The organism is Paraburkholderia unamae (genome assembly GCF_003268775.1).
Classification (GTDB): Bacteria; Pseudomonadota; Gammaproteobacteria; order Burkholderiales; family Burkholderiaceae; genus Paraburkholderia; species Paraburkholderia unamae.
This window is the reverse complement of sequence record NZ_QLSU01000012.1, coordinates 92,212-109,797: the sequence shown is the minus strand read 5'-3', so window position 1 is coordinate 109,797 and position 17,586 is coordinate 92,212. Positions and strand designations below refer to the sequence as shown.

General features: G+C 63.3%; 21 protein-coding genes, 1 tRNA gene and 1 riboswitch. Of the genes, 8 read left to right on the top strand and 14 right to left on the bottom strand.

What is annotated here, in order from left to right; all coding sequences use genetic code 11:
- Window positions 1–37: 37 nt before the first annotated feature.
- Window positions 38–724, top strand: a complete 687-nt coding sequence (locus tag C7401_RS20845; RefSeq protein WP_112173288.1) for a DedA family protein — start codon at window positions 38–40, stop codon at window positions 722–724.
- A gap of 88 nt (window positions 725–812) precedes the next feature.
- Here the strand turns inward: C7401_RS20845 and C7401_RS20840 are convergent, their stop codons facing one another.
- Window positions 813–1,628, bottom strand: a complete 816-nt coding sequence (locus tag C7401_RS20840) for a mechanosensitive ion channel family protein (protein ID WP_112173287.1) — start codon at window positions 1,626–1,628, stop codon at window positions 813–815.
- Between the two features lie 280 nt (window positions 1,629–1,908).
- On the opposite strand from C7401_RS20840, the gene C7401_RS20835 reads away from it, so the two are divergent.
- Window positions 1,909–2,580: a ParB-like protein gene (locus C7401_RS20835; RefSeq protein WP_112173286.1), complete on the top strand. Its 672-nt coding sequence runs from the start codon at window positions 1,909–1,911 to the stop codon at window positions 2,578–2,580.
- 58 nt (window positions 2,581–2,638) lie between these two features.
- On the opposite strand, the gene C7401_RS20830 is transcribed toward C7401_RS20835, so the two are convergent.
- Both C7401_RS20830 and C7401_RS20825 read right to left on the bottom strand, forming a co-directional pair.
- Window positions 2,639–3,028: a hypothetical protein gene (locus C7401_RS20830; protein ID WP_112173285.1), complete on the bottom strand. Its 390-nt coding sequence runs from the start codon at window positions 3,026–3,028 to the stop codon at window positions 2,639–2,641.
- Window positions 3,029–3,309: 281 nt separating this feature from the next.
- Entirely contained in the window at window positions 3,310–4,251 is a 942-nt protein-coding gene (locus C7401_RS20825) for a LysR family transcriptional regulator (protein ID WP_112173284.1), read from the bottom strand.
- Window positions 4,252–4,350: 99 nt separating this feature from the next.
- On the opposite strand from C7401_RS20825, the gene C7401_RS20820 reads away from it, so the two are divergent.
- The 4 genes from C7401_RS20820 to C7401_RS20805 all read left to right on the top strand — a co-directional run bounded on the left by C7401_RS20820 (window position 4,351) and on the right by C7401_RS20805 (window position 7,108).
- On the top strand, window positions 4,351–4,920 hold the full coding sequence (locus C7401_RS20820) for a cytochrome b (RefSeq protein WP_112173283.1): 570 nt from the start codon (window positions 4,351–4,353) through the stop codon (window positions 4,918–4,920).
- Window positions 4,921–4,992: 72 nt separating this feature from the next.
- Entirely contained in the window at window positions 4,993–5,568 is a 576-nt protein-coding gene (locus tag C7401_RS20815) for a YceI family protein (protein WP_112173282.1), read from the top strand.
- Between the two features lie 54 nt (window positions 5,569–5,622).
- Window positions 5,623–6,213: a YceI family protein gene (locus C7401_RS20810; protein ID WP_112173281.1), complete on the top strand. Its 591-nt coding sequence runs from the start codon at window positions 5,623–5,625 to the stop codon at window positions 6,211–6,213.
- Between the two features lie 187 nt (window positions 6,214–6,400).
- The gene (locus tag C7401_RS20805) at window positions 6,401–7,108 is read left to right on the top strand and encodes a hypothetical protein (RefSeq protein ID WP_181565645.1); all 708 of its coding nucleotides are present in this window, start codon (window positions 6,401–6,403) and stop codon (window positions 7,106–7,108) included.
- 31 nt (window positions 7,109–7,139) lie between these two features.
- On the opposite strand, the gene C7401_RS20800 is transcribed toward C7401_RS20805, so the two are convergent.
- Window positions 7,140–7,586: a BspC domain-containing protein gene (locus C7401_RS20800; protein WP_112173280.1), complete on the bottom strand. Its 447-nt coding sequence runs from the start codon at window positions 7,584–7,586 to the stop codon at window positions 7,140–7,142.
- Window positions 7,587–8,157: 571 nt separating this feature from the next.
- On the opposite strand from C7401_RS20800, the gene C7401_RS20795 reads away from it, so the two are divergent.
- Window positions 8,158–9,150: a hypothetical protein gene (locus tag C7401_RS20795; protein WP_112173279.1), complete on the top strand. Its 993-nt coding sequence runs from the start codon at window positions 8,158–8,160 to the stop codon at window positions 9,148–9,150.
- Between the two features lie 9 nt (window positions 9,151–9,159).
- Entirely contained in the window at window positions 9,160–9,390 is a 231-nt protein-coding gene (locus tag C7401_RS20790; protein ID WP_258397173.1) for a hypothetical protein, read from the top strand.
- Window positions 9,391–9,968: 578 nt separating this feature from the next.
- Here the strand turns inward: C7401_RS20790 and C7401_RS20780 are convergent.
- The 10 genes from C7401_RS20780 to ydfG form a co-directional block, all read right to left on the bottom strand.
- Complete coding sequence (locus C7401_RS20780) at window positions 9,969–10,295, bottom strand: hypothetical protein (RefSeq protein WP_181565640.1); 327 nt, start codon at window positions 10,293–10,295, stop codon at window positions 9,969–9,971.
- Window positions 10,296–10,469: 174 nt separating this feature from the next.
- Window positions 10,470–10,545, bottom strand: a tRNA-Lys gene (locus C7401_RS20775).
- Between the two features lie 181 nt (window positions 10,546–10,726).
- On the bottom strand, window positions 10,727–11,476 hold the full coding sequence (ybgF, locus tag C7401_RS20770) for a tol-pal system protein YbgF (protein WP_112173277.1): 750 nt from the start codon (window positions 11,474–11,476) through the stop codon (window positions 10,727–10,729).
- 23 nt (window positions 11,477–11,499) lie between these two features.
- Window positions 11,500–12,006, bottom strand: a complete 507-nt coding sequence (pal, locus tag C7401_RS20765) for a peptidoglycan-associated lipoprotein Pal (protein ID WP_112173276.1) — start codon at window positions 12,004–12,006, stop codon at window positions 11,500–11,502.
- 18 nt (window positions 12,007–12,024) lie between these two features.
- Window positions 12,025–13,317 carry a Tol-Pal system beta propeller repeat protein TolB gene (gene tolB, locus C7401_RS20760; protein WP_112173275.1) on the bottom strand — a complete coding sequence of 431 codons (1,293 nt, stop codon included), beginning with the start codon at window positions 13,315–13,317 and terminating at the stop codon, window positions 12,025–12,027.
- A 134-nt stretch (window positions 13,318–13,451) separates the two neighbouring features.
- A complete protein-coding gene (gene tolA, locus C7401_RS20755; protein WP_112173274.1) occupies window positions 13,452–14,468 on the bottom strand; it encodes a cell envelope integrity protein TolA in 1,017 nt (338 codons plus the stop codon).
- Complete coding sequence (gene tolR / locus C7401_RS20750; protein WP_112173273.1) at window positions 14,465–14,911, bottom strand: protein TolR; 447 nt, start codon at window positions 14,909–14,911, stop codon at window positions 14,465–14,467. Before tolR ends, tolA begins: the two co-directional genes overlap by 4 nt.
- A 27-nt stretch (window positions 14,912–14,938) precedes the next feature.
- Window positions 14,939–15,616 (bottom strand): protein TolQ, encoded by a 678-nt coding sequence (tolQ, locus tag C7401_RS20745; RefSeq protein WP_112173272.1) that lies wholly within the window; start codon window positions 15,614–15,616, stop codon window positions 14,939–14,941.
- Between the two features lie 154 nt (window positions 15,617–15,770).
- Entirely contained in the window at window positions 15,771–16,265 is a 495-nt protein-coding gene (gene ybgC, locus C7401_RS20740) for a tol-pal system-associated acyl-CoA thioesterase (protein WP_112173271.1), read from the bottom strand.
- 77 nt (window positions 16,266–16,342) lie between these two features.
- Entirely contained in the window at window positions 16,343–17,089 is a 747-nt protein-coding gene (gene ydfG, locus C7401_RS20735; RefSeq protein WP_112173417.1) for a bifunctional NADP-dependent 3-hydroxy acid dehydrogenase/3-hydroxypropionate dehydrogenase YdfG, read from the bottom strand.
- A gap of 311 nt (window positions 17,090–17,400) precedes the next feature.
- A riboswitch (ZMP/ZTP riboswitch) is annotated at window positions 17,401–17,526 on the top strand.
- Window positions 17,527–17,586: the final 60 nt, after the last annotated feature.

The following is a 17,586-nucleotide window of genomic DNA, read 5'->3' as shown; positions in this document are numbered from 1 at the left end:
TTTTTGGGGCGCGGCCCACGATCAATAAGGGACACTTTTGGATACGCTGCTACAGTTCGCCAACCTTGTCTTGCACATCGACAAGTTTCTTGGAGTCTTCATCCACCAGTACGGCGCGTGGGTCTACGCGGTGCTGTTTCTCATCGTGTTCTGCGAAACCGGGCTCGTGATCCTGCCGTTTCTGCCAGGCGACTCGCTGCTGTTCATCGGCGGCGCGTTCGCGGCCACGCACGAGATGAATCTCGGCCTCCTGATCACCTTGCTGATCGTCGCGGCGGTCACGGGCAACACGGTCAATTATCTGATTGGCCGGGCCATCGGGCCGAAGGTGTTCAACACGCGCATTCCCGTGCTCGAGCGCTTCCTGGACCGTGCGGCGCTCCAGAAAACGCACGACTTCTACGAGCGTCATGGCGGCAAGACCATCGTGCTTGCGCGCTTCATTCCCGTCGTGCGCACGTTCGCGCCGTTCGTGGCCGGCGTTTCGCAAATGAGCATGCAGCGCTTTCAGCTTTTCAATATCGCGGGCGCGCTGTTCTGGGTGCTGCTGCTCGTGCTGCTCGGCTTCTTCTTCGGCAACATCCCGTTCATTCGCCAGTACCTCAATGTGATCGTGCTCGTCGGCATCGGCGCCGCGATCGTGCCGGTCCTGATCGGCGGGCTTTGGAAGATGACGCGCAAGAACGCGAGCGGCGCCGCGGTGCGCAAGCCCAACGGCGGCTGAGCGCGCGGCTTGCCCGAGCGGCAACGCGGAAAAGAAAAACGGCATCGCCCGCGAGGGCGATGCCGTTTTTTGTTGGTGCGAGGCGCCGCTATCCGCCCACGCGGCGAATGATCGAAGGCGTTTCGGGCGTGGGGTAGCCCGCGTCCTTGAAGGTTTCGACGATCGCGCGGTTGGTGTCGAAGTACACCTGCCAGTAGGTGTCGTTGTTCGTGAAGGGCCGCACGGCCAGCAGCGGGCCTTCGGGCGTGAACGAGAGGATCTCGACGTCGGGCGGCGGCTCCTGCGAAACGTTCGGAATCTTCGCGAGGGCCGCGCGCAAGCGGTTGGCCGCGTCGAGGGGATCGACGCCGTTGGCGATCTTCGCGGTCAGCTCGACACGGCGCACGGGCGTCGCGCTGTAGTTCGAGATGGTGTCCGAAAAGACCTTGTTGTTGCCGACGATATTCACCACGTTGTCCGGCGAAATGATGGTCGTGCCGAAGATGCCCAGTTCCTTCACGGTGCCGGTCACGCCGCCCGCCGTCACGAAGTCGCCCACCTTGAACGGCCGCAGCACCTGCATGAACACGCCCGCCGCGAAATGCGCGAGCAGGCCGCCCCACGCCGTGCCGATGGCGAGGCCGAGACCGGCGAGGAGCGCGGCGAACGACGTGGTCTGCACGCCGAATACCTGGAGGATTGCGAGGACCAGCAGCAGGTTCAATACGGCGGCGAGGATCGAGCTGAGGTAATGCGCGAGCGTGGGATCGATGCGTTCGTTGCGCGCCAGCACCTTGCGCAGCAAGCCGGCGACGAGATTGATGGCCCATCGTCCGATGATCCACAGGACGATCGCCGCCACGACCTTGGTCCCGAAGTCGATGCCCCGGGTCATGATGAATGTGCGGATGGTTTCGAGATCCAAAATGCCCTCGCTTGTGTCGTTGGTTGAGCAGGCAAGACATGGAACTGACGGAACTGACTGAAGTGACATGCGGGCGCATGACGAACGCGCGTGGCTATCGTCGTCTGTCCCTCAGCGCATTTATAGGCGAAGCGGCGAAAGCGTGCATCCTGCGTGCCCGCTCGCCTCGGGATTGACCCTGCGCAGGGCGCGCCCGGCGCATGGGCGATTGTTACGGCATACGGGGTCAATCGGCGGTATCGTTGCGCGATTGGCTCAGACACCAAAAAGGAGGACCGCAATGAACCTTCAGAACACCGATCTCCATCTCGTCACCGTGAAGCTCGACGAACTGCGCCCCACGCAGATCACCGTTGGCCTGCGCGAGGTGAACGTCAAGCGCGCACACTGGAAAGCGCTCGACAAGAAGGGCCGCGCGTCGGCCATCGACTCGCACTGGTTCCCGGCTGTGCTCGGCCCGAAGTCGCGCTATTTCGTGGTCGACCATCACCACCTCGGGCGCGCATGGCTAGAAGAAGGCGTGGCGAGCGTGCGCGTGACGGTGCTCAAGGATCTCTCGTGGCTCGAGCCCACCATCTTCTGGCGGATGATGGAGCATAACCAGTGGGTGCATCCGTTCGACGCGGCGGGCGAGCGCTGCGAGTTCGACCAGTTGCCGCGCCAGCTTCTCGGTCTGGCCGACGACCCGTACCGCAGCCTCGCGGGCGAGTTGCGCACGGCCGGCGGCTATGCGAAGGACACGACGCCGTTCAGCGAATTCCTGTGGGCCGACTACCTGCGCCGCAAGGTGTCCGAAACGCGTTTGCGCAAGGACTTCGACGCCGCGCTCGCCGACGCGCTTTCGCACGCGCACGATTCCGAAGCGCGTTATCTGCCGGGTTGGTCGGGCGTGGTGCCCGCCGCGGCCCCGGCGGCGGCGCCACAAAAGGCCGGTAAGAGCAAGAAAAGCTGAAGCGTGAGCCGGGTGTGTCGAGAGAGGCGAGCCGGATGTGGACTCTCTCCCGCCTGGCTCACATCGGCAACGTCGATTTGCTGTATGGCGACGTTTCGATTTCGAGCGCACCCTCCGGCGCCGTGCGTGTGCTGCGGGCCTTGCGCGATTCCACCCGGCGTGCTCGCCGCGCCGCGAGCAGGGCGAGCAACGCGGCGAGCGCATAAGCCAGCGCGCGCTCCGGCCAGGTCTCGCTCGGGTTGTGCGCTTTCCACGGGCCGCCCGCGTCGGCGAACACGAGGAAGGTGATCGCCGTATCGAACACGAGCGCAATCGCCATCAAGACGACGAAGACACGCGTGCCGTGCAGCGTGAGATCGGGGCGCGTGCAGTGAATGAGCCAGCAGCCCACCCGCACGGCGACGAGCAAGGCGAGATTCCAGAGCAGAAAGCAGATGAAGTTGACCATGATGCGTGATGACCGACCGAGCGAAACCTGGCTCGCGTGCGGGCGCCGGGCCGGGCGGGATGCTCTGGCCCGCTCCCAGGCGAGCGGTGGCGCGATCCTCGCATGGCGATGCATCTCGATAAATCCGGCCGCGTGCGGAGGCGCTGCGCACAGGCGGCCTGGGTTGCCGTGTACGCCACGAGGGGCGCGGCTCGCGCGGGTTTGTGAAGCATTGTCAGGCGCGCGTTCGGTTGCGTTTGTACAACTCCGTTCATGCAAGCGCCTGTGCGCGCCCGCCGCTTTCAACGCGCGTCGGGCAACGGCGATTGCGGCGGCGTGCCTTGCAACAGGTAATGGCTGAGCCACTCGCTGGCGGGGCCGCGCGCCGCATTGGTGCGATGGATCAGCGAGATGTTGTAGCTCACCGAGCGCCGGTCCGCGAGCGCGACGCGCACGAGCCTGCCGGCTTCGAGATCGGCTTCCACGAGGTGCCTGGGCATCGACCCCCAGCCGAGTCCCGCGAGCAGCAGCCGGTGCTTGGCGCCCAGGTCGCCGAGCTTCCACGCGCGATTGCTGTACACGCCGAAGTTCTGGCCTTCGGTGAGGCGGCTGCGATCGGTCAGCACGAGTTGCGTGTGCTCGCGCGCATCGGAAATGCGCACCGGCTGCTCCGCCTTGGCGAGCGGATGGCAAGGCGCCGCGACCATCACGAGTTCGACGGTGCCGATGGACTGCGCCTCGATCACATGTGGCCAGTTGTGGTTCGGCCCGCTGATGCCCAAAGCGCAGTCGCCGTCGAGCACGAGCTTGAGCACGCCGCCGAGCGCTTCCATGGTGAGATTCAGCGCGACGGTGGGAAACGTGAATGCGAACGCCTGCAACGCCTCGACGAGCCGCTGCGACGGAAACATCACGTCCACAGCCAGGGAGACCTCGCCCTCGAGCCCGCGCTGCAAGCCGGCCGCCTTGGCGTTAAGCTGACCCATGAGCAGATCGAGGCGGCGCGCATCGGCGAGGATCGCGCGGCCCGCGGCCGTGAGTTCCGGCTTGCGCTTGCCACGCTCGAACAGCGCCACGCCCAGCAGCGCCTCGAGATTCGCAATCGTATAGCTGACCACCGACTGCGCGCGGTCGAGCTGGCGCGCCGCCGCCGAGAAGCTGCCTGTTTCGGCGACGGCGATGAGCGCGCGCAGCTGTTCGAGGCTGGGGGAGCGGTCCGAGGCGCGATCCGAAGTGTGGCCCATCGTCGACCTATCGAGAAAGTGGATGATAACCATCCATTTTAGACGATTGTTTGAATAGGTTTGGCCGGGTAAAGTGCACACCTCGAATATTGGAGTCGTATGCCGATGAACCCTAACGTCAAGCCCGCCGGTCGCTATAACGGCTTTGCCATGCTGCTGCACTGGCTGATCGCCGCGCTCATCGTCTGGGGCTTTGCGCTCGGCTGGGTCATGACCGACATTCCCGGCATCACGCCCACCAAGCTGCGCTACTTCTCGTGGCACAAGTGGATCGGCGTGACCGTGCTCGCGCTCGTGCTCGTGCGCATTGTCTGGCGCGCCACGCACACGGCGCCTGCGCTACCCGGCTCCATGCATGGCTGGGAGCGGCTCGCCGCGCACGTGGGCCACGCAGCCCTCTATGTGCTGATGGTCGCGATTCCGGTCACGGGCTACCTGTACAGCTCGGCGGCGGGCATCCAGGTGGTGTACCTCGGCATCTGGCCGATGCCCGTGCTGATCGCCCCCGACACCGCGCTCAAGGGCGTGCTGCGCTTCGTGCATATCGCGCTCAACTACACCTTGCTCACCGTGGTCGTGCTGCACGTGCTCGCGGTCATCAAGCATCAGTTGATCGACCGGCAGAACATCCTCGCGCGCATGCTGCCGTTCGGCACGCCGCGCGACTGACTTGCCCGGCGCGTGTCGCGCCGGACCCATTTCACCGACTTCCCGACGCACTCCAACGTGGACCGAACGCCCATGATCCAACGCCTTGCCCATTCCGTTTCCGTCGTCGCGCTCGGCGCGGCGCTCGCCGCAGGCGCGGCTTTCGCCACCAGCGCGAATGCCGCCGCCGAGGCCGCGAAGAACTCGGTCACCGCCGTGTTCAAGCAGATGAACGTGCCTGTCGAAGGGCGCTTCAACCACTTTTCCGCCGACGTGCGCTTCGATCCGGCCAACGTCGCGGCGTCGAGCGCGAAGCTCGACGTCGAGGTGGCGAGCTTCGACATCGGCGCGCCGGAATACAACAAGGAAGTCGCGGGCGACGAGTGGTTCGACGCCACGCACTTCCCGCACGCGACTTTCGTTTCCACGCAGATCAAGCCGGGCGCGAACGGCGCGTTCACAGTGGCCGGCAAGCTCACGATCAAGGGCAAGACGACCGACGTCGTGGTGCCGGTGCAATTCCACAAGGACGGCGCGAACCAGGTGTTCGACGGCACGCTGCCCATCAAGCGCCTCGCATACGGCATTGGCGCGGGCGAGTGGAAGGACACCTCTGTCGTGGCCGACGACGTGCAGATCAAATTTCACATCGTGTCCGCCGCGCACTGACGCGCACCGGCCACGCATTTTTCACGCAGTTTCTCTCGCATCAGGAATCGCTTCATGAAGACGACGATTTTCGCCGCCGCCGCGGCCGCCGCACTGGCCGCCGCCATCGCCACGCCCGCGTTCGCGGCCACGACGACCTACAACCTCGACCCGATGCACACGTATCCGAGCTTCGAAGCCGACCACTTCGGCGGCGTCTCGGTGTGGCGCGGCAAGTTCACGAAGAGCTCGGGCACGGTCACGCTGGACCGCGCGGCGAAGACGGGCACGGTGGACGTGACGATCGACGCAGCGTCGATCGATACCGGCAATTCGCAGCTCGACAAGCACGTGAGCTCGGCTGAATTCCTCGACACCGCCAAGTACCCGACGGCCACCTACAAGGGCACGTCGATCCGCTTCGACGGCGACAAGCCCGTGGAAGTGATCGGCACGTTCACGCTGCACGGCGTGACGAAGCCGCTGAACCTGAAGATCGATTCGTTCAAGTGCTTCCAGAACCCGATGCTCAAGCGCGAAGTGTGCGGCGCCGACGCATCGGCCCAATTCGACCGCGCGGACTACGGCGTGAACTGGGGCCAGTCGTACGGCTTCAAGACGGCCACCACCTTGCAGATCCAGGTGGAAGGCGTCAAGGCCGACTGAGTTCGCGTGCGGCGCACGCCGCGCCTGACTTCATGCGAAGCCCGTGCGCCGAATGGCGCGCGGGCTTTTTTGCTACATTGGCCCGCAACGCATTGCGGCGATGTCGCGAGAGGATGAAGGAACGATGAAGTCAGGGCGACGGGCAGGGGGGCGCGCGGCGTTGTGGATTGCAGGCGCATGCGGTTTGATGGGAGTGGCGGGCGCATTCGTTGCGCCCGCATCGGCTGTCGAACCCGGTGAATATTTCTACGTCGAAGGCGGCCACGCGCATGGCACGCTCGTCGTAAAGGGAAACCGGTTCACACTCGATACGATCGGCGGCAACTGTCACACGTGCTCGCTCTCGGGCACGCTCAAAGGCAATGCAGGGGTGTCGAGCGATGGCGGCGAGACCTGCCACATCTCGATTTCAGGCGGCCAGGGCACCTTGCGGCTCGATTCGGGCGGCGCTGACGCATGCCGCACCGCTTGCGGCGCGCGCGCGATGTTCGACGGCGAGTACCGGCGGCCGGGCGCCGCCTGCACCGACCGCTCGCGCGCGGCGCGTCTCACGCAGGCGCGCGCGCAGTATGCGAAGAAGGACTACGCGGCGGCCGAAACGGGGTTCACGCAACTGATCGGCGAGTGTTCGATGGACATGGACTGGATCGAAGCCGATCGCGTGCGCAGCGACCTCGCGCTCACGCAATATCATCTGGGTGAGAACGCGAAGTGCCTCGCCACACTCGCGCAGACGACGGCGCTGCGCAATCACGACGACAGCGACAAGGACAGCGACGCATCGTTCGGCTTGCCGCCTTGCGACGAAGAGAACTACCAGTCGACCGGCAAAGCGATCTTGCACAACGCGGCGTTGTGCAAGGCGCCCGCCGCTGCGCGCGGCACGGCGAACTGAGCGCGCCGGCGCATGCCGGATGCGCGCGGTCTCAGTGGATGGGCGAAGCGGTATGCGTGCTGCGCGGCGAGAGCGCGACGTCGACGACGTGCGAATGCCAGATGCCGCAGGTCGCCTTGACGGGTACCCAGGCGTACTTGCCTCGCACCTTGGCGAAGGCGTGCAGATGGATCAGCGTGTCGATGGGCGTGACCTGCGTGACGGCGGCGCTCGCGGGCGGCACGGGCGTGGCGCTCGGGGGCACGGGGCTCTCGATATTGGCGGTGAGCGCGCGGCGGTCGGGCACGAGCAGCGAATCGTAGCGCTGGGCCTTGTGCACCCACTCGTCGAGCGCGGCGACGCAATTGACGACGGCGTCCGGCACGCGAATGCGGCGCAGGTATTCGTAGTCCTCGGGTTGAGGTTGGGTTTGCGCCTGAACGCGCAGACTGAGCCAGAAAAGCGCGAGCAGAGCGCAGGCAAGAGTCGTGAACTTCATGGTGACGGGCCTGTGCAGCGGAAGAGGGGACGGCGGGGAAGGGGCAAGTATACATGCTGGACGCATGCTCGCGTGCCACCGCTTTCATGGCGCGCGGCGCCTGGAAAGCAAAAAGCCCAGTCCGAAGACTGGGCTTTTTGTTTGATGCTTTGGTAGGCCGTACGGGATTCGAACCTGTGACCAACGGATTAACGGTCGCAGATGCGGAGAAAGTGACAATTGTGAGGTGAAAACCCACGGCTTCCGTGGTAACCAGCGTGGTTACTTCCTGCTTGGTAAACAGCCGCTTAGCTTTGTCCAGTAAGGGATTCGCGGCGCGTGATACGCAGGTCACGCCCACCGTGGGCCGCCTCGGGTCGATGGTTTTTTGCGCGAACGGAACGTGTGCCACTGCCGTTGAAACGCCGTTTTTTCGTCGCAGGTGTGTTTGAGTGGCATCGGGACCCAATATCTCGCGAAGCTTCACCGGCTGCATTCGTTCCGCATCAATTCACTGGAGTCTTACTTACCGCAAAGTCCGCTGCCTTGCTGCGTGCTAGATATACCAACCTCAGATCGATAGGGATGGGACATGTCGCTTCCTGAGTGGGGGTATTCGTACAACGCCCTGTTTGTGCCGCTGACGAGCGATTGGCAATGCTCGCTCGTTCCTATTCGTGACGTGGATGACGTTGATCGCGGCTGGAAGCTCTCGTATGAGGAGCGTCAGAAAGCACGCAAGGAGCGCGAGGAGCAGATCGAACAGGACCAGCGTGACTTCGACCGGTACTTCCGGGTTGGCACCAGCCGCCGAGCGGCGCGCGCCTGTAGCGATTTTGGCGCCTATATTGCGTTCATCAGGGAACACCTGAGGATCTCGGGTCTGTCTGCACCGGTCGACGGCGAAGGTGTGAGGCGCATCCTCCGCGACGCGGTACGCGACGGGCGGGTTATTCCGGCAATCGACCGGACATGGCGCGGTAGTCGGCGAGTGGGCCGGTCCTACGCACCGCAAAGCTGGCCAAAGCGCGCGCCTGACCCGAAGCCAACCGTCTACGGCGTGCTGAATACTGGCGAACTCGTCCCACTTGACGAGTTCGGGCGAGCGATTGATCGCACGCCATACGTGCCGATCAAGGTAAGGGCGGCCGCCGCTGCGAGTAGTGCCGCCAGATCGAGCACCGGTGGCAAGTTTGATTGGTTAGATTCGGTCGAGGCGGCGGCAGGCACGTTGCTCGGCGGCGACGTCGCTGCGGACAATGATCATGCCGAGGATGATAGCGCGGGCGAGGAGTACCTCATCGGCGACGCGGGTGGCGATTCGACGCCGCTCGGCGATGCGCAGCCGTTTTCGTATGAGCCGGACGCGCTCGGCCAAGGCGTTGTCGATGTGGCAGCCAACGATCGTGGAAGCACGTATGCCTGTGACATCATCTCTGCCGAATGCAAAGGTTCCGTATTGCGCGAGTTTCCAGGTCAATACCTGAACTCGACTTTGAACGAAATCCAGGGCGATGCACAGGATGGTGTGAAAGATGCCCGCAAGGCGCTCAAGTTGCTTAATGACGGACGTTTCAAAAAATAGGAGTTAGGCATGGACCACACATTGTTCACGCTGCTGGAAAAACTCGATGCAGCAAGGATCCACTACACCCTCGGGCGGCATCGGTCCGAGAGCGTTCTCGTATCCATCGCTGTAGTCGGTCAACGGATCGAGATTGATGTGTTTCGGGATGGGCACATGGAGGTTGCGCGCTTTGTTGGGCATGAGGACGTCGAAGGCGGAGCGGAACTAATTGACTCCATCATTGAACTGGGGCGCTGATCTCGGGCGGCCGCGTGCTTCAATTGATGACGGGTGTGCGCTCGCCAGTTCGCCCCTTCCCGGTGCGGCGTGTCGTCCGCCCAGAAAGCGCGGTGGTGCAGCGCATTTCATAGAGTTGAACCGCATTGGGGACGTCGGTGAACCGAACAATTCGTAGGTAACGCCGGGGCCTTCTTTGAGCACGCAAATCTTACGGGAATATCTCGACCAATTAGTAGCGCCATGGAAGCGCCCAATAGTGGACCCGAAAGCGTTAAACACGCTGAAGTATTCCACGCCCTTGCATCCCGAACACTATTTGCTTTTCGCCGAAAAGGACTTGCGGCTTGGTGGGCCGCGTGGTCTTGTGAACAGTCTCACAAACTCAAAAAGAGCGATTGATTGTCAGATCTTTCGGTTACTGCACGCGCTTGCGTTGCCCGAGCCGCGCAACTTTCCGGAGCGGCTCGATAAGCTCAAAGAGTTGGGCTTGTTGGCTCCGCGAGTGGTTAGAAAGATCGCGCAACTACGGAACGTCTTGGAGCATCCGTACTAGAAACCAACGGTGGCTCACGATGCGACTCGGCTACTTACGCAGCTTAAAGGCCCCTAACGACCAACAATAGGCTCGCCAACGGTCGATGGGCAAGCTCGTGTTGTTTCCAGCGCGCGATCCGTGTCCTTTCCTGTTGCGGATAGCGCTTTGCAGGGACGATTTCCGTCGCGTAGCGGTCGAGTGCTTCTCGTAGCGTTGTGCGTTCGGCCTCGGTTCGGTCGATATAGCTTCCTGCATCGATCTCGGTCTCGATGCGCCGTGCCCATTGCTGGGCCTGTTGCTTGGTGTCGAATGTGCGGTATGCCGGCTTGTAACCTCGTCGTCGGACTTCGACGCGCCAATAGTTGCCGCGTTGCTTGATGTAGGCCATTTCAGAATCCACGCGAAGTTGAAGTTCGCTCGATCTGGATTCTTCCGTTCCGGCAGATTTCCGGCAAAGACCAGTTTTTGACGCCCGGTCGACGGACGCTATGGACGAAAAAAAAGCACTCCGATTGCTCGAAAGTGCTTGATTTTCCTCTTTAACCTGCCCAAGAAGGGTAGGTGGTAGGCCGTACGGGATTCGAACCTGTGACCAACGGATTAAAAGTCCGCTGCTCTACCAGCTGAGCTAACGACCCAAAAGAGAAGCGGGATTATAGCGAGACATGGCTGAAGTGTCAACCATACCCGTCACAAAGCCGATTGAAAAAGCCCGGGACACGTCGTGCCCCGGGCCTTCCTTACACGCGAGAGGCGCATGTCGCGGCAGCGGCAACCGGCAAGCCTGCTCCGCGTGACGCCAAAACCAGCCAGCAGCGCTTATTTGAGCTGGGAGAGCTTGCTCTGCGCCGTCTGGGCAACGTCCGAGCTGCCGTACTGCGAAACGATCTGCTCGAGCGTGCGCTTGGCCGCAGCCTTTTGCCCTTGCTCGATCTGATTGTTCGCAATCGCCAGCAGCGCCTCGGGGGCGCGCGGATGTTGCGGGTACTTGCTGACCAGGTTCTGCCAAGTCGCGGTCGACCCCTTGTAGTCCTTCAGCGCGTAAAGCGCGTTGCCGAGCCAGTACTGCGCGGTCGGCTGATAAGGACTCTGCGGGAACTTCGAGATGAAACTACGGAACGACGTGGCCGCGTTCTTGAAGTCGCCGTTGCGGAACTGCTGCGAAGCGGCGTTGAACGTTTCCATTTCACCCGGCTGAACCGTGCCTTGCACGCCGTCCACGGTCTCCTGCTGCGGTTCGAACTTCTTGAGCCGCGTGTCGAGATCCGTGTAGTAGTCCTTCTGTTGCTTTTGCAGGGTCGCCAACTGGTTCGCCATGTCCTCGTCCTGTCCGCGCAACGTGGCGACCTGCTGGTTGAGCTGGTCGATGTGGTTGGACTGGTCGAGGATCGTGCGCTGGGCGGCGGACAACTGGGTCGCCAGGCTGTCCGTTTTCGCGCGCAGGTCGAGGATCGCCTGGCGCGCCTGATCGTCATCGAAGAGACCCGCGTGGGCCGGCAGCGCCGAAAAGGCGACGCCGGCCACGCAGGCGGCTGCGGCAGTCCGCAGCAGGGAGAAACGGTGCGACATACGCCCCTTCATCCAATACTCAATTACTGTTGATACACGAGGTCAGCACGGCGGTTTTGCGCCCACGATGCTTCGTCGTGGCCCGTTGCGACCGGCTTTTCCTTACCGAGGCTGACAGCTTCCATCTGCGAGTCGGGCACGCCCATCAGCGAGAGGGCGCGACGGACGGCTTCAGCACGCTTCTGGCCCAGCGCCAGGTTGTATTCGCTCGTGCCGCGCTCGTCGGTGTTGCCCTGGATCAGGACGTGACGTTCCGGGTGCGTCTTGAGGTATTGCGCGTGCGCTTGCAGCAGCGACTGGTAGTCGTCCTTGACGGCGTAGCTGTCGAAATCGAAGTACACGCTGCGCTTGGCGAGCGGGCTGTTCGGGTTGTTCAGTTCGTCGACGTTCACCTGGGCAACCGCGTTCGGGTTCGGTTGGGTGCTCATCGCGCCGGCGTTCTGGTTTTCTTCCTTGACGCCCGACTTGCATGCTGCCAGTGCGCCGATCATCAAGACGGCCAAAGCCAGGCGGATTTTCTTCGACATCATTTTTGCTCTCCTGAAGTGTTATTGCATAAAAGGACCCCAGGACGGCTCGCGTACGACGCCGCCCTGAACGGACAGGATTTGCCGAGTACGACCATCGGTCGATACAGCAGCCAGCACGCCACGGCCGTTCACCTGAGTGGCGTAAAGAATGTACTGACCGTTCGCCGCGAAGCTCGGCGATTCGTCATGTGTCGTGTCAGTGAGCGCTGTGGCGACACCGGATTGCAGATCTTGAATGTACAGCTTAAATCCGCCGCCCGTGCGTGAGATGTACGCCAGTTGCTTGCCGTCCGGGCTGACCCGCGGGCTCGTATTGTAGTTACCGGAGAACGTCACGCGTTGTGCTGCTCCGGTGCTTTCGCCCTGGGCCGGCATCTTGTAGATCTGTGGCTGGCCGCCGCGGTCGCTCGTGAAGTAAATCGAGCGTCCGTCAGGAGAGTAGGTGGGTTCGGTATCGATCGTCGTGCCTTGCGTGAGGCGGCGCAGGCCGGAGCCGTCGGCATTGACGGCGAAGATCTGCGTGTTGCCCGTGCGCGACAGTGCGACGGCAAGCGTGCGTCCATCCGGTGACCAGGCGGGCGCCGAATTGTTGCCCTTCTGGTCGGAGATGACCACACGGCGACCCGTAGGCAGGTCATGCACGTAGACGATCGGTTTTTTCTTTTCGAAAGATACGTAAGCGACCTTGGTGCCGTCAGGCGACCAGGCCGGCGAGATGATCGGCTCGGGGCTCGAGAGCGCAATGTGCGCGTCTTGTCCGTCGGAGTCCGAAATCTGCAATTGATAACGGCCGCCCGTGCGAATCACGTACGACAGACGTGTGGCGAACACACCCCGATCGCCGAGCAGTTTCTGATAGATGTAGTCCGCGACCTTGTGGGCGCTCATGCGCAAGCCGCTCGCGGGGCTCGTGAGCACGAGGCCGCCGAGGCTTTCGCCCTTCACGGTGTCGTAGAGCTTGAAGCGCACTTCGTACTGGCCGTTGGCGAGCTTGTTCACGCTGCCCGCGACGAACGCATTCGCGCCCTTGGCCTTCCAGCTGCCGAGGTCGACCGAGTCGTTTTCCGAGATCGGCGCGCTGCCCGCGTCGATGTTCGTGAATTTGCCGCTGCGCTGAAGGTCGGCGCGCACGATAGCCGCGACCTGTTGGGGAGAATTCGCTTCGCCGGCGAAGTTTGCCGTGGCGATGGGGAACTGGGTGGAGCCCACGCCGGTGACGAGGACGTTGAGTTGTGCGTTCGCTGCGCCGCCAGCCGTAATCAGGCAGGACGCGACGAGGGTTCGCAGGCCAAGCTTCGTCATCAAACTCATGCTGTACTGTTTCCTGAAAAAGCGATTTTTGTGACACCACGCAACAGCAGACTGACCCGAATTCGTTCGAATCGTTCCTTGGTCTGCCGCCGCGTGCCGGCTTTCGTCAACCTTTCTGCATCTTATGGCAGCCCTTAGCCTGCCGGGCGCAAGGTGATCTTGAAGCTCGAAGGCGTCTTGCCGTCAGTATCGACCGGCATCGGATCCGAGCGCTGGACCGCGCGCAATGCAGCATCGTCCCACGACGCGTTGCCGCTGCTGCGCGTGATCGACGCCGAAAGCAGCGTGCCCGTCGGCGAGCAACGCACCGAAATCTCCGTTTCGAGACCGGACGTTTCGCCCGCCCACACGATGTTCGGACGCACACGCCGGCGCACCTTGTCCGCATAGCCCGGCGAAGTCGCATTGCCGCCCGAGCCGCTGCCCGTGCCGCTCTTCGCCAGACCGTTGCCGCTCGAACCTTCACCGCCGCCCATCGAGCCTTGCATCTGCGCGATGCGGGCGCGGCGTTCCGCGTCGAGCTTCTTCGCCTGGGCGTCGGCCTGGGCCTTCGCCTTGGCCGCCTTTTCGGCGTCGGCCTTCTTCTGCGCGTCGAGCTTCGCCTGCTTCTGCTGATCTTCTTGCTGCTGCTTCTTGAGCGCTTCTTGCTGCTGTTCCTGCTGCTTCTGCTTTTCAGCCGCGGCCTGTTGTTGCTCCTGCTGCTGCTGTTGCTGCTGCTTGAGCTTCTGCGCCTTTTGCTGCGCGGCCAGTTGCGCGGCCTGCTGGGCCGCAAGCTGCTGCTGGCGCTTCGCCTCCGCTTCCTGCTGCTGCTTCAGGCGCTGCTGCTCGGCCAGTTGCGCCTCGCGTGCCGCTTCCTGCTGCTTACGCTTTTGCTGTTGCAGCGCGATGTCGGCGTCCTCGGTTTGCGGCGGCGGCGGGGCAGGGGTCGGGGCCACTGGCGCGGGCGGCGGCAACGGCTTCGGCGTCGACAGGTCCGGCACCTCGGTCCAGAGTTCCGCTTCTTCGCCCGCCGGCGTGCTGTTCTGCCAATGGATGCCGTGATACAGGAACAGACCGAGCAGCAGGTGCATGAGCACCGCGAGCGCGACAGCACGTCCCGTGCCACGCTCGCGTGGAGGTTGCAGCGGATACGAATCGTTCTTGCGGATCATTGCGATTTGACGAGCAGTCCGACACGTTTGACGCCATGCGCCTTCAGGTCGGACATCACGTTCATCACCGTCTCGTACTTGACGGACTTGTCGGCCGCGATCACGACGGGCTGGTCGGGATGGCTTTGCTCGCGATCGGCAACGAAGCCATTGAGATCGGCGCGCGTCATGTTTTCCTGCTGCGTGGCGCCGGAATCGTCCTTATAGCGTACGCTCAGATTGCCGTCGGGGCGAATATTGACCACGACCGGTGGAACCTGCTGCTGTTGCGAAGCCCCGCCCACGGTGGGCAGGTTGACAATGGACGGCGCGACGAGCGGCGCCGTCACCATGAAGATCACGAGCAACACCAGCATCACGTCGATATACGGCACGACGTTGATATCGGCCATCGCGCGGCGCGAGCGGCTGCCTCGCATGCTCGAACGGACTGAGCCTCCCATCTTCGACTCCTTGCTGACTGCGGAAGATTAGTGGGCCTGACGTTGCAGGATGTTCGAAAATTCTTCGATGAAGGTTTCGAAGCGAATCGCGAGACGGTCGATGTCGTGGGCGTAGCTGTTGTACGCGACCACCGCCGGAATGGCGGCGAACAGACCGATCGCGGTCGCCGTCAGCGCTTCGGCAATGCCGGGCGCGACGTTCGCGAGCGTGGCCTGCTGCACGTTCGCGAGGCCGCGGAACGCATTCATGATCCCCCAGACCGTGCCGAAGAGACCGATGTACGGGCTCACCGAGCCGACCGAGGCGAGAAACGAGAGGTTCGCCTCAAGTGCGTCCATTTCGCGCTGGAAAGCCGCGCGCATGGCGCGGCGCGCGCCGTCGAGCACGGCGCCCGGATCGTTCAGGCGTTTTTCTTTCGCCTTCAGGAATTCGCGCATGCCCGATTCAAAGATACGCTCGAGCGCACCGATCGTGTGACGGTTGTTCGCCGCGCTCTGATAGAGCGCTTGCAGGTCGCCGCCCGACCAGAAGTCGCGCTCGAAGCGCTCGGTCTGGGTGCGCGCCCGGCGGATCGCGAACCACTTGCGGAAGATGAAGGTCCAGGAAATCAGCGACATGAGCAGAAGAAGCCCCATCACCGCCTGTGCCAGTATGCTCGCATTAAGAACGAGAGAAATGATCGACAGATCTTGTGTAGTGTTCATATAGGTTCGTTGTGACGTCCCGGAAGGGGCGAGCGGCTGCAAGACAACGCGAGGCTTCCTGTAGGCGTTTGGGAAGCTTTCGCGCCGCCGCGGCCGAACCCTGCTTGGTCCTGCATTGACCGGCGCGAGTTCACTGGCGTCGTATCAACGGTAATTACTGCACTGCCGTTGACACGGCGTGCAGGTCTTTCTGCGGTCCACGTTGCAAGGCTGCATGAACGTGGGCTGGAATGGGGGCGGGACGCATGGCCCGGCCGTCGACGCAGGCAACGCGGATGACGCCCGTGACGAGCAGCGTGCCGTCGCGCCACGCCTCCTGCATGAAGTCGACCGAGGCACGGCCGAGTTTTTCGACTCGGCTCACGGTCGTGACGACTTCGTCGAGACGCGCGGGCGCGCGGTAGTCGAGCGCGGTGCTGCGCACGACAAAAAGCACGCCCGTTTCCTCGGCGAGCCGACGCTGGTCGACGCCGCACGCGCGCAGCCATTCGGTGCGCGCTCGCTCGAAAAACTTGAGGTAATTCGCGTAAAACACGATGCCGCCGGCGTCGGTGTCTTCGTAGTAGACCCGCACTGGCCACGTGAAATCGCGGCCGGCCGGGGATGACTCCTCGTCCGGCTTGCTGGTGCAATTTTCCATGCCGCGCATTCTACCGGAACGCGCAGCTTCTACGTCTTTCGCGTCTTTCGTACGACTGACATAAGTAAGAAAAACGTAAGCAGATTTTAGCCGCGATGGATGCTCAGTCCGGCGAAAGACTGGGCGACGGGCATCAGCTCGATCGTGTTGATATTGACGTGGGCCGGGCGCGTGGCGATCCAGTAGATCGAGTCGGCGATGTCCTCTGCCGTGAGCGGCTGCACGTCCTTGTAGACGTTGGCCGCCTTGTCGTCGTCGCCGCGAAAGCGCACGTTCGAGAATTCGGTGCCGCCGCACAGGCCCGGCTCGATGTCGGTCACGCGCAGCGCGGTGCCCGCAAGGTCGGCGCGCAGGTTCAGGCTGAACTGGCGCACGAAGGCCTTGGTCGCGCCATAGACGTTGCCGCCCGCATACGGCCAGCGGCCCGCCACCGACCCGAGATTGAAGATGTGGCCGCGGTTGCGCGCGATCATGCCGGGCAGGAACGCGTGGGTAACCTGCACCAGACCCGTGCAGTTGGTGTCAATCATGGTCTCCCACTCGTCGAGGTCGGCCTTCTGCGCCGGCTCCACGCCGAGCGCGAGCCCGGCGTTGTTGACGAGCACGTCGACGCCTGCGAACTCGGGCGGCAGCGCGCCGGGTGCGGCTTCGACCGCCGCGCGGTCGCGCACGTCGAGTTCGATGGGCAGGAGGGCGTCGCCGAGTTCGGCGGCGAGGGCGTCGAGGCGGTCCTTGCGACGCGCGGTGGCGACGACGCGATGGCCGCCCTTTACAAAGGCGCGGGCGATGGCGGCGCCGAAGCCGGCGGACGCGCCGGTGACGAAAACGATCATGGTGGCTCCCTGGTCGGTGGTAGGCGAGGAAAGGGGAAAGCCTACTTCCAATGCCGCGTTGCGGCAAGGAAGGGACAGAACGCGCGCGGTGCGCATGGCGGCCGGCGGCGCTTTGGCGACCGGCGGCGCTTTGGCGACCGGGCCGTCGTTCGTGCAGCAGTTCACACCGCAGTTCACGCCGCCGTTGACGCCGCCGTTGACGCCATCGCTCACCCCGCAGTTCGTACCGTCGTTCGCGCCGCAACCCGCGCCCGTCAAGGCGTTGCGCGGGCGGTTGCCTATTCCCTGCCGTTCCAATACACTAACGCGCTCAATCCCTGCGTGACTGGCGATAGGGTTCCGAAGTGGCGGCTGCAAGCCGGCTATTGGGGACTCAAGGTGGAACGACCCACCGTGAAGCGCAGGGTGCCGTTTTGCCGTTCGCCTGGGCAGCCGATTTTCGCGCGCTTTCATTAGCGCTGCTGGGCCTTGATGGGCCATGGCTGTCCTGCCTCGCG

Coding starts and splice junctions, on each gene's coding strand:
- C7401_RS20805 (WP_181565645.1), top strand. CDS start 6,401: ATGGGAGTGGCGGGCGCATTCGTTGCGCCCGCATCGGCTGTCGAACCC.
- C7401_RS20790 (WP_258397173.1), top strand. CDS start 9,160: ATGGACCACACATTGTTCACGCTGCTGGAAAAACTCGATGCAGCAAGG.
- ydfG (WP_112173417.1), bottom strand. CDS start 17,089: ATGATCGTTTTCGTCACCGGCGCGTCCGCCGGCTTCGGCGCCGCCATC.
- C7401_RS20835 (WP_112173286.1), top strand. CDS start 1,909: ATGAACCTTCAGAACACCGATCTCCATCTCGTCACCGTGAAGCTCGAC.
- C7401_RS20800 (WP_112173280.1), bottom strand. CDS start 7,586: ATGAAGTTCACGACTCTTGCCTGCGCTCTGCTCGCGCTTTTCTGGCTC.
- tolR (WP_112173273.1), bottom strand. CDS start 14,911: ATGGGAGGCTCAGTCCGTTCGAGCATGCGAGGCAGCCGCTCGCGCCGC.
- ybgC (WP_112173271.1), bottom strand. CDS start 16,265: ATGCGCGGCATGGAAAATTGCACCAGCAAGCCGGACGAGGAGTCATCC.
- C7401_RS20780 (WP_181565640.1), bottom strand. CDS start 10,295: ATGGCCTACATCAAGCAACGCGGCAACTATTGGCGCGTCGAAGTCCGA.
- C7401_RS20830 (WP_112173285.1), bottom strand. CDS start 3,028: ATGGTCAACTTCATCTGCTTTCTGCTCTGGAATCTCGCCTTGCTCGTC.
- C7401_RS20820 (WP_112173283.1), top strand. CDS start 4,351: ATGCCGATGAACCCTAACGTCAAGCCCGCCGGTCGCTATAACGGCTTT.
- tolQ (WP_112173272.1), bottom strand. CDS start 15,616: ATGAACACTACACAAGATCTGTCGATCATTTCTCTCGTTCTTAATGCG.
- tolA (WP_112173274.1), bottom strand. CDS start 14,468: ATGATCCGCAAGAACGATTCGTATCCGCTGCAACCTCCACGCGAGCGT.
- C7401_RS20825 (WP_112173284.1), bottom strand. CDS start 4,251: ATGGGCCACACTTCGGATCGCGCCTCGGACCGCTCCCCCAGCCTCGAA.
- tolB (WP_112173275.1), bottom strand. CDS start 13,317: ATGAGTTTGATGACGAAGCTTGGCCTGCGAACCCTCGTCGCGTCCTGC.
- C7401_RS20810 (WP_112173281.1), top strand. CDS start 5,623: ATGAAGACGACGATTTTCGCCGCCGCCGCGGCCGCCGCACTGGCCGCC.
- pal (WP_112173276.1), bottom strand. CDS start 12,006: ATGATGTCGAAGAAAATCCGCCTGGCTTTGGCCGTCTTGATGATCGGC.
- C7401_RS20815 (WP_112173282.1), top strand. CDS start 4,993: ATGATCCAACGCCTTGCCCATTCCGTTTCCGTCGTCGCGCTCGGCGCG.
- C7401_RS20795 (WP_112173279.1), top strand. CDS start 8,158: ATGTCGCTTCCTGAGTGGGGGTATTCGTACAACGCCCTGTTTGTGCCG.
- ybgF (WP_112173277.1), bottom strand. CDS start 11,476: ATGTCGCACCGTTTCTCCCTGCTGCGGACTGCCGCAGCCGCCTGCGTG.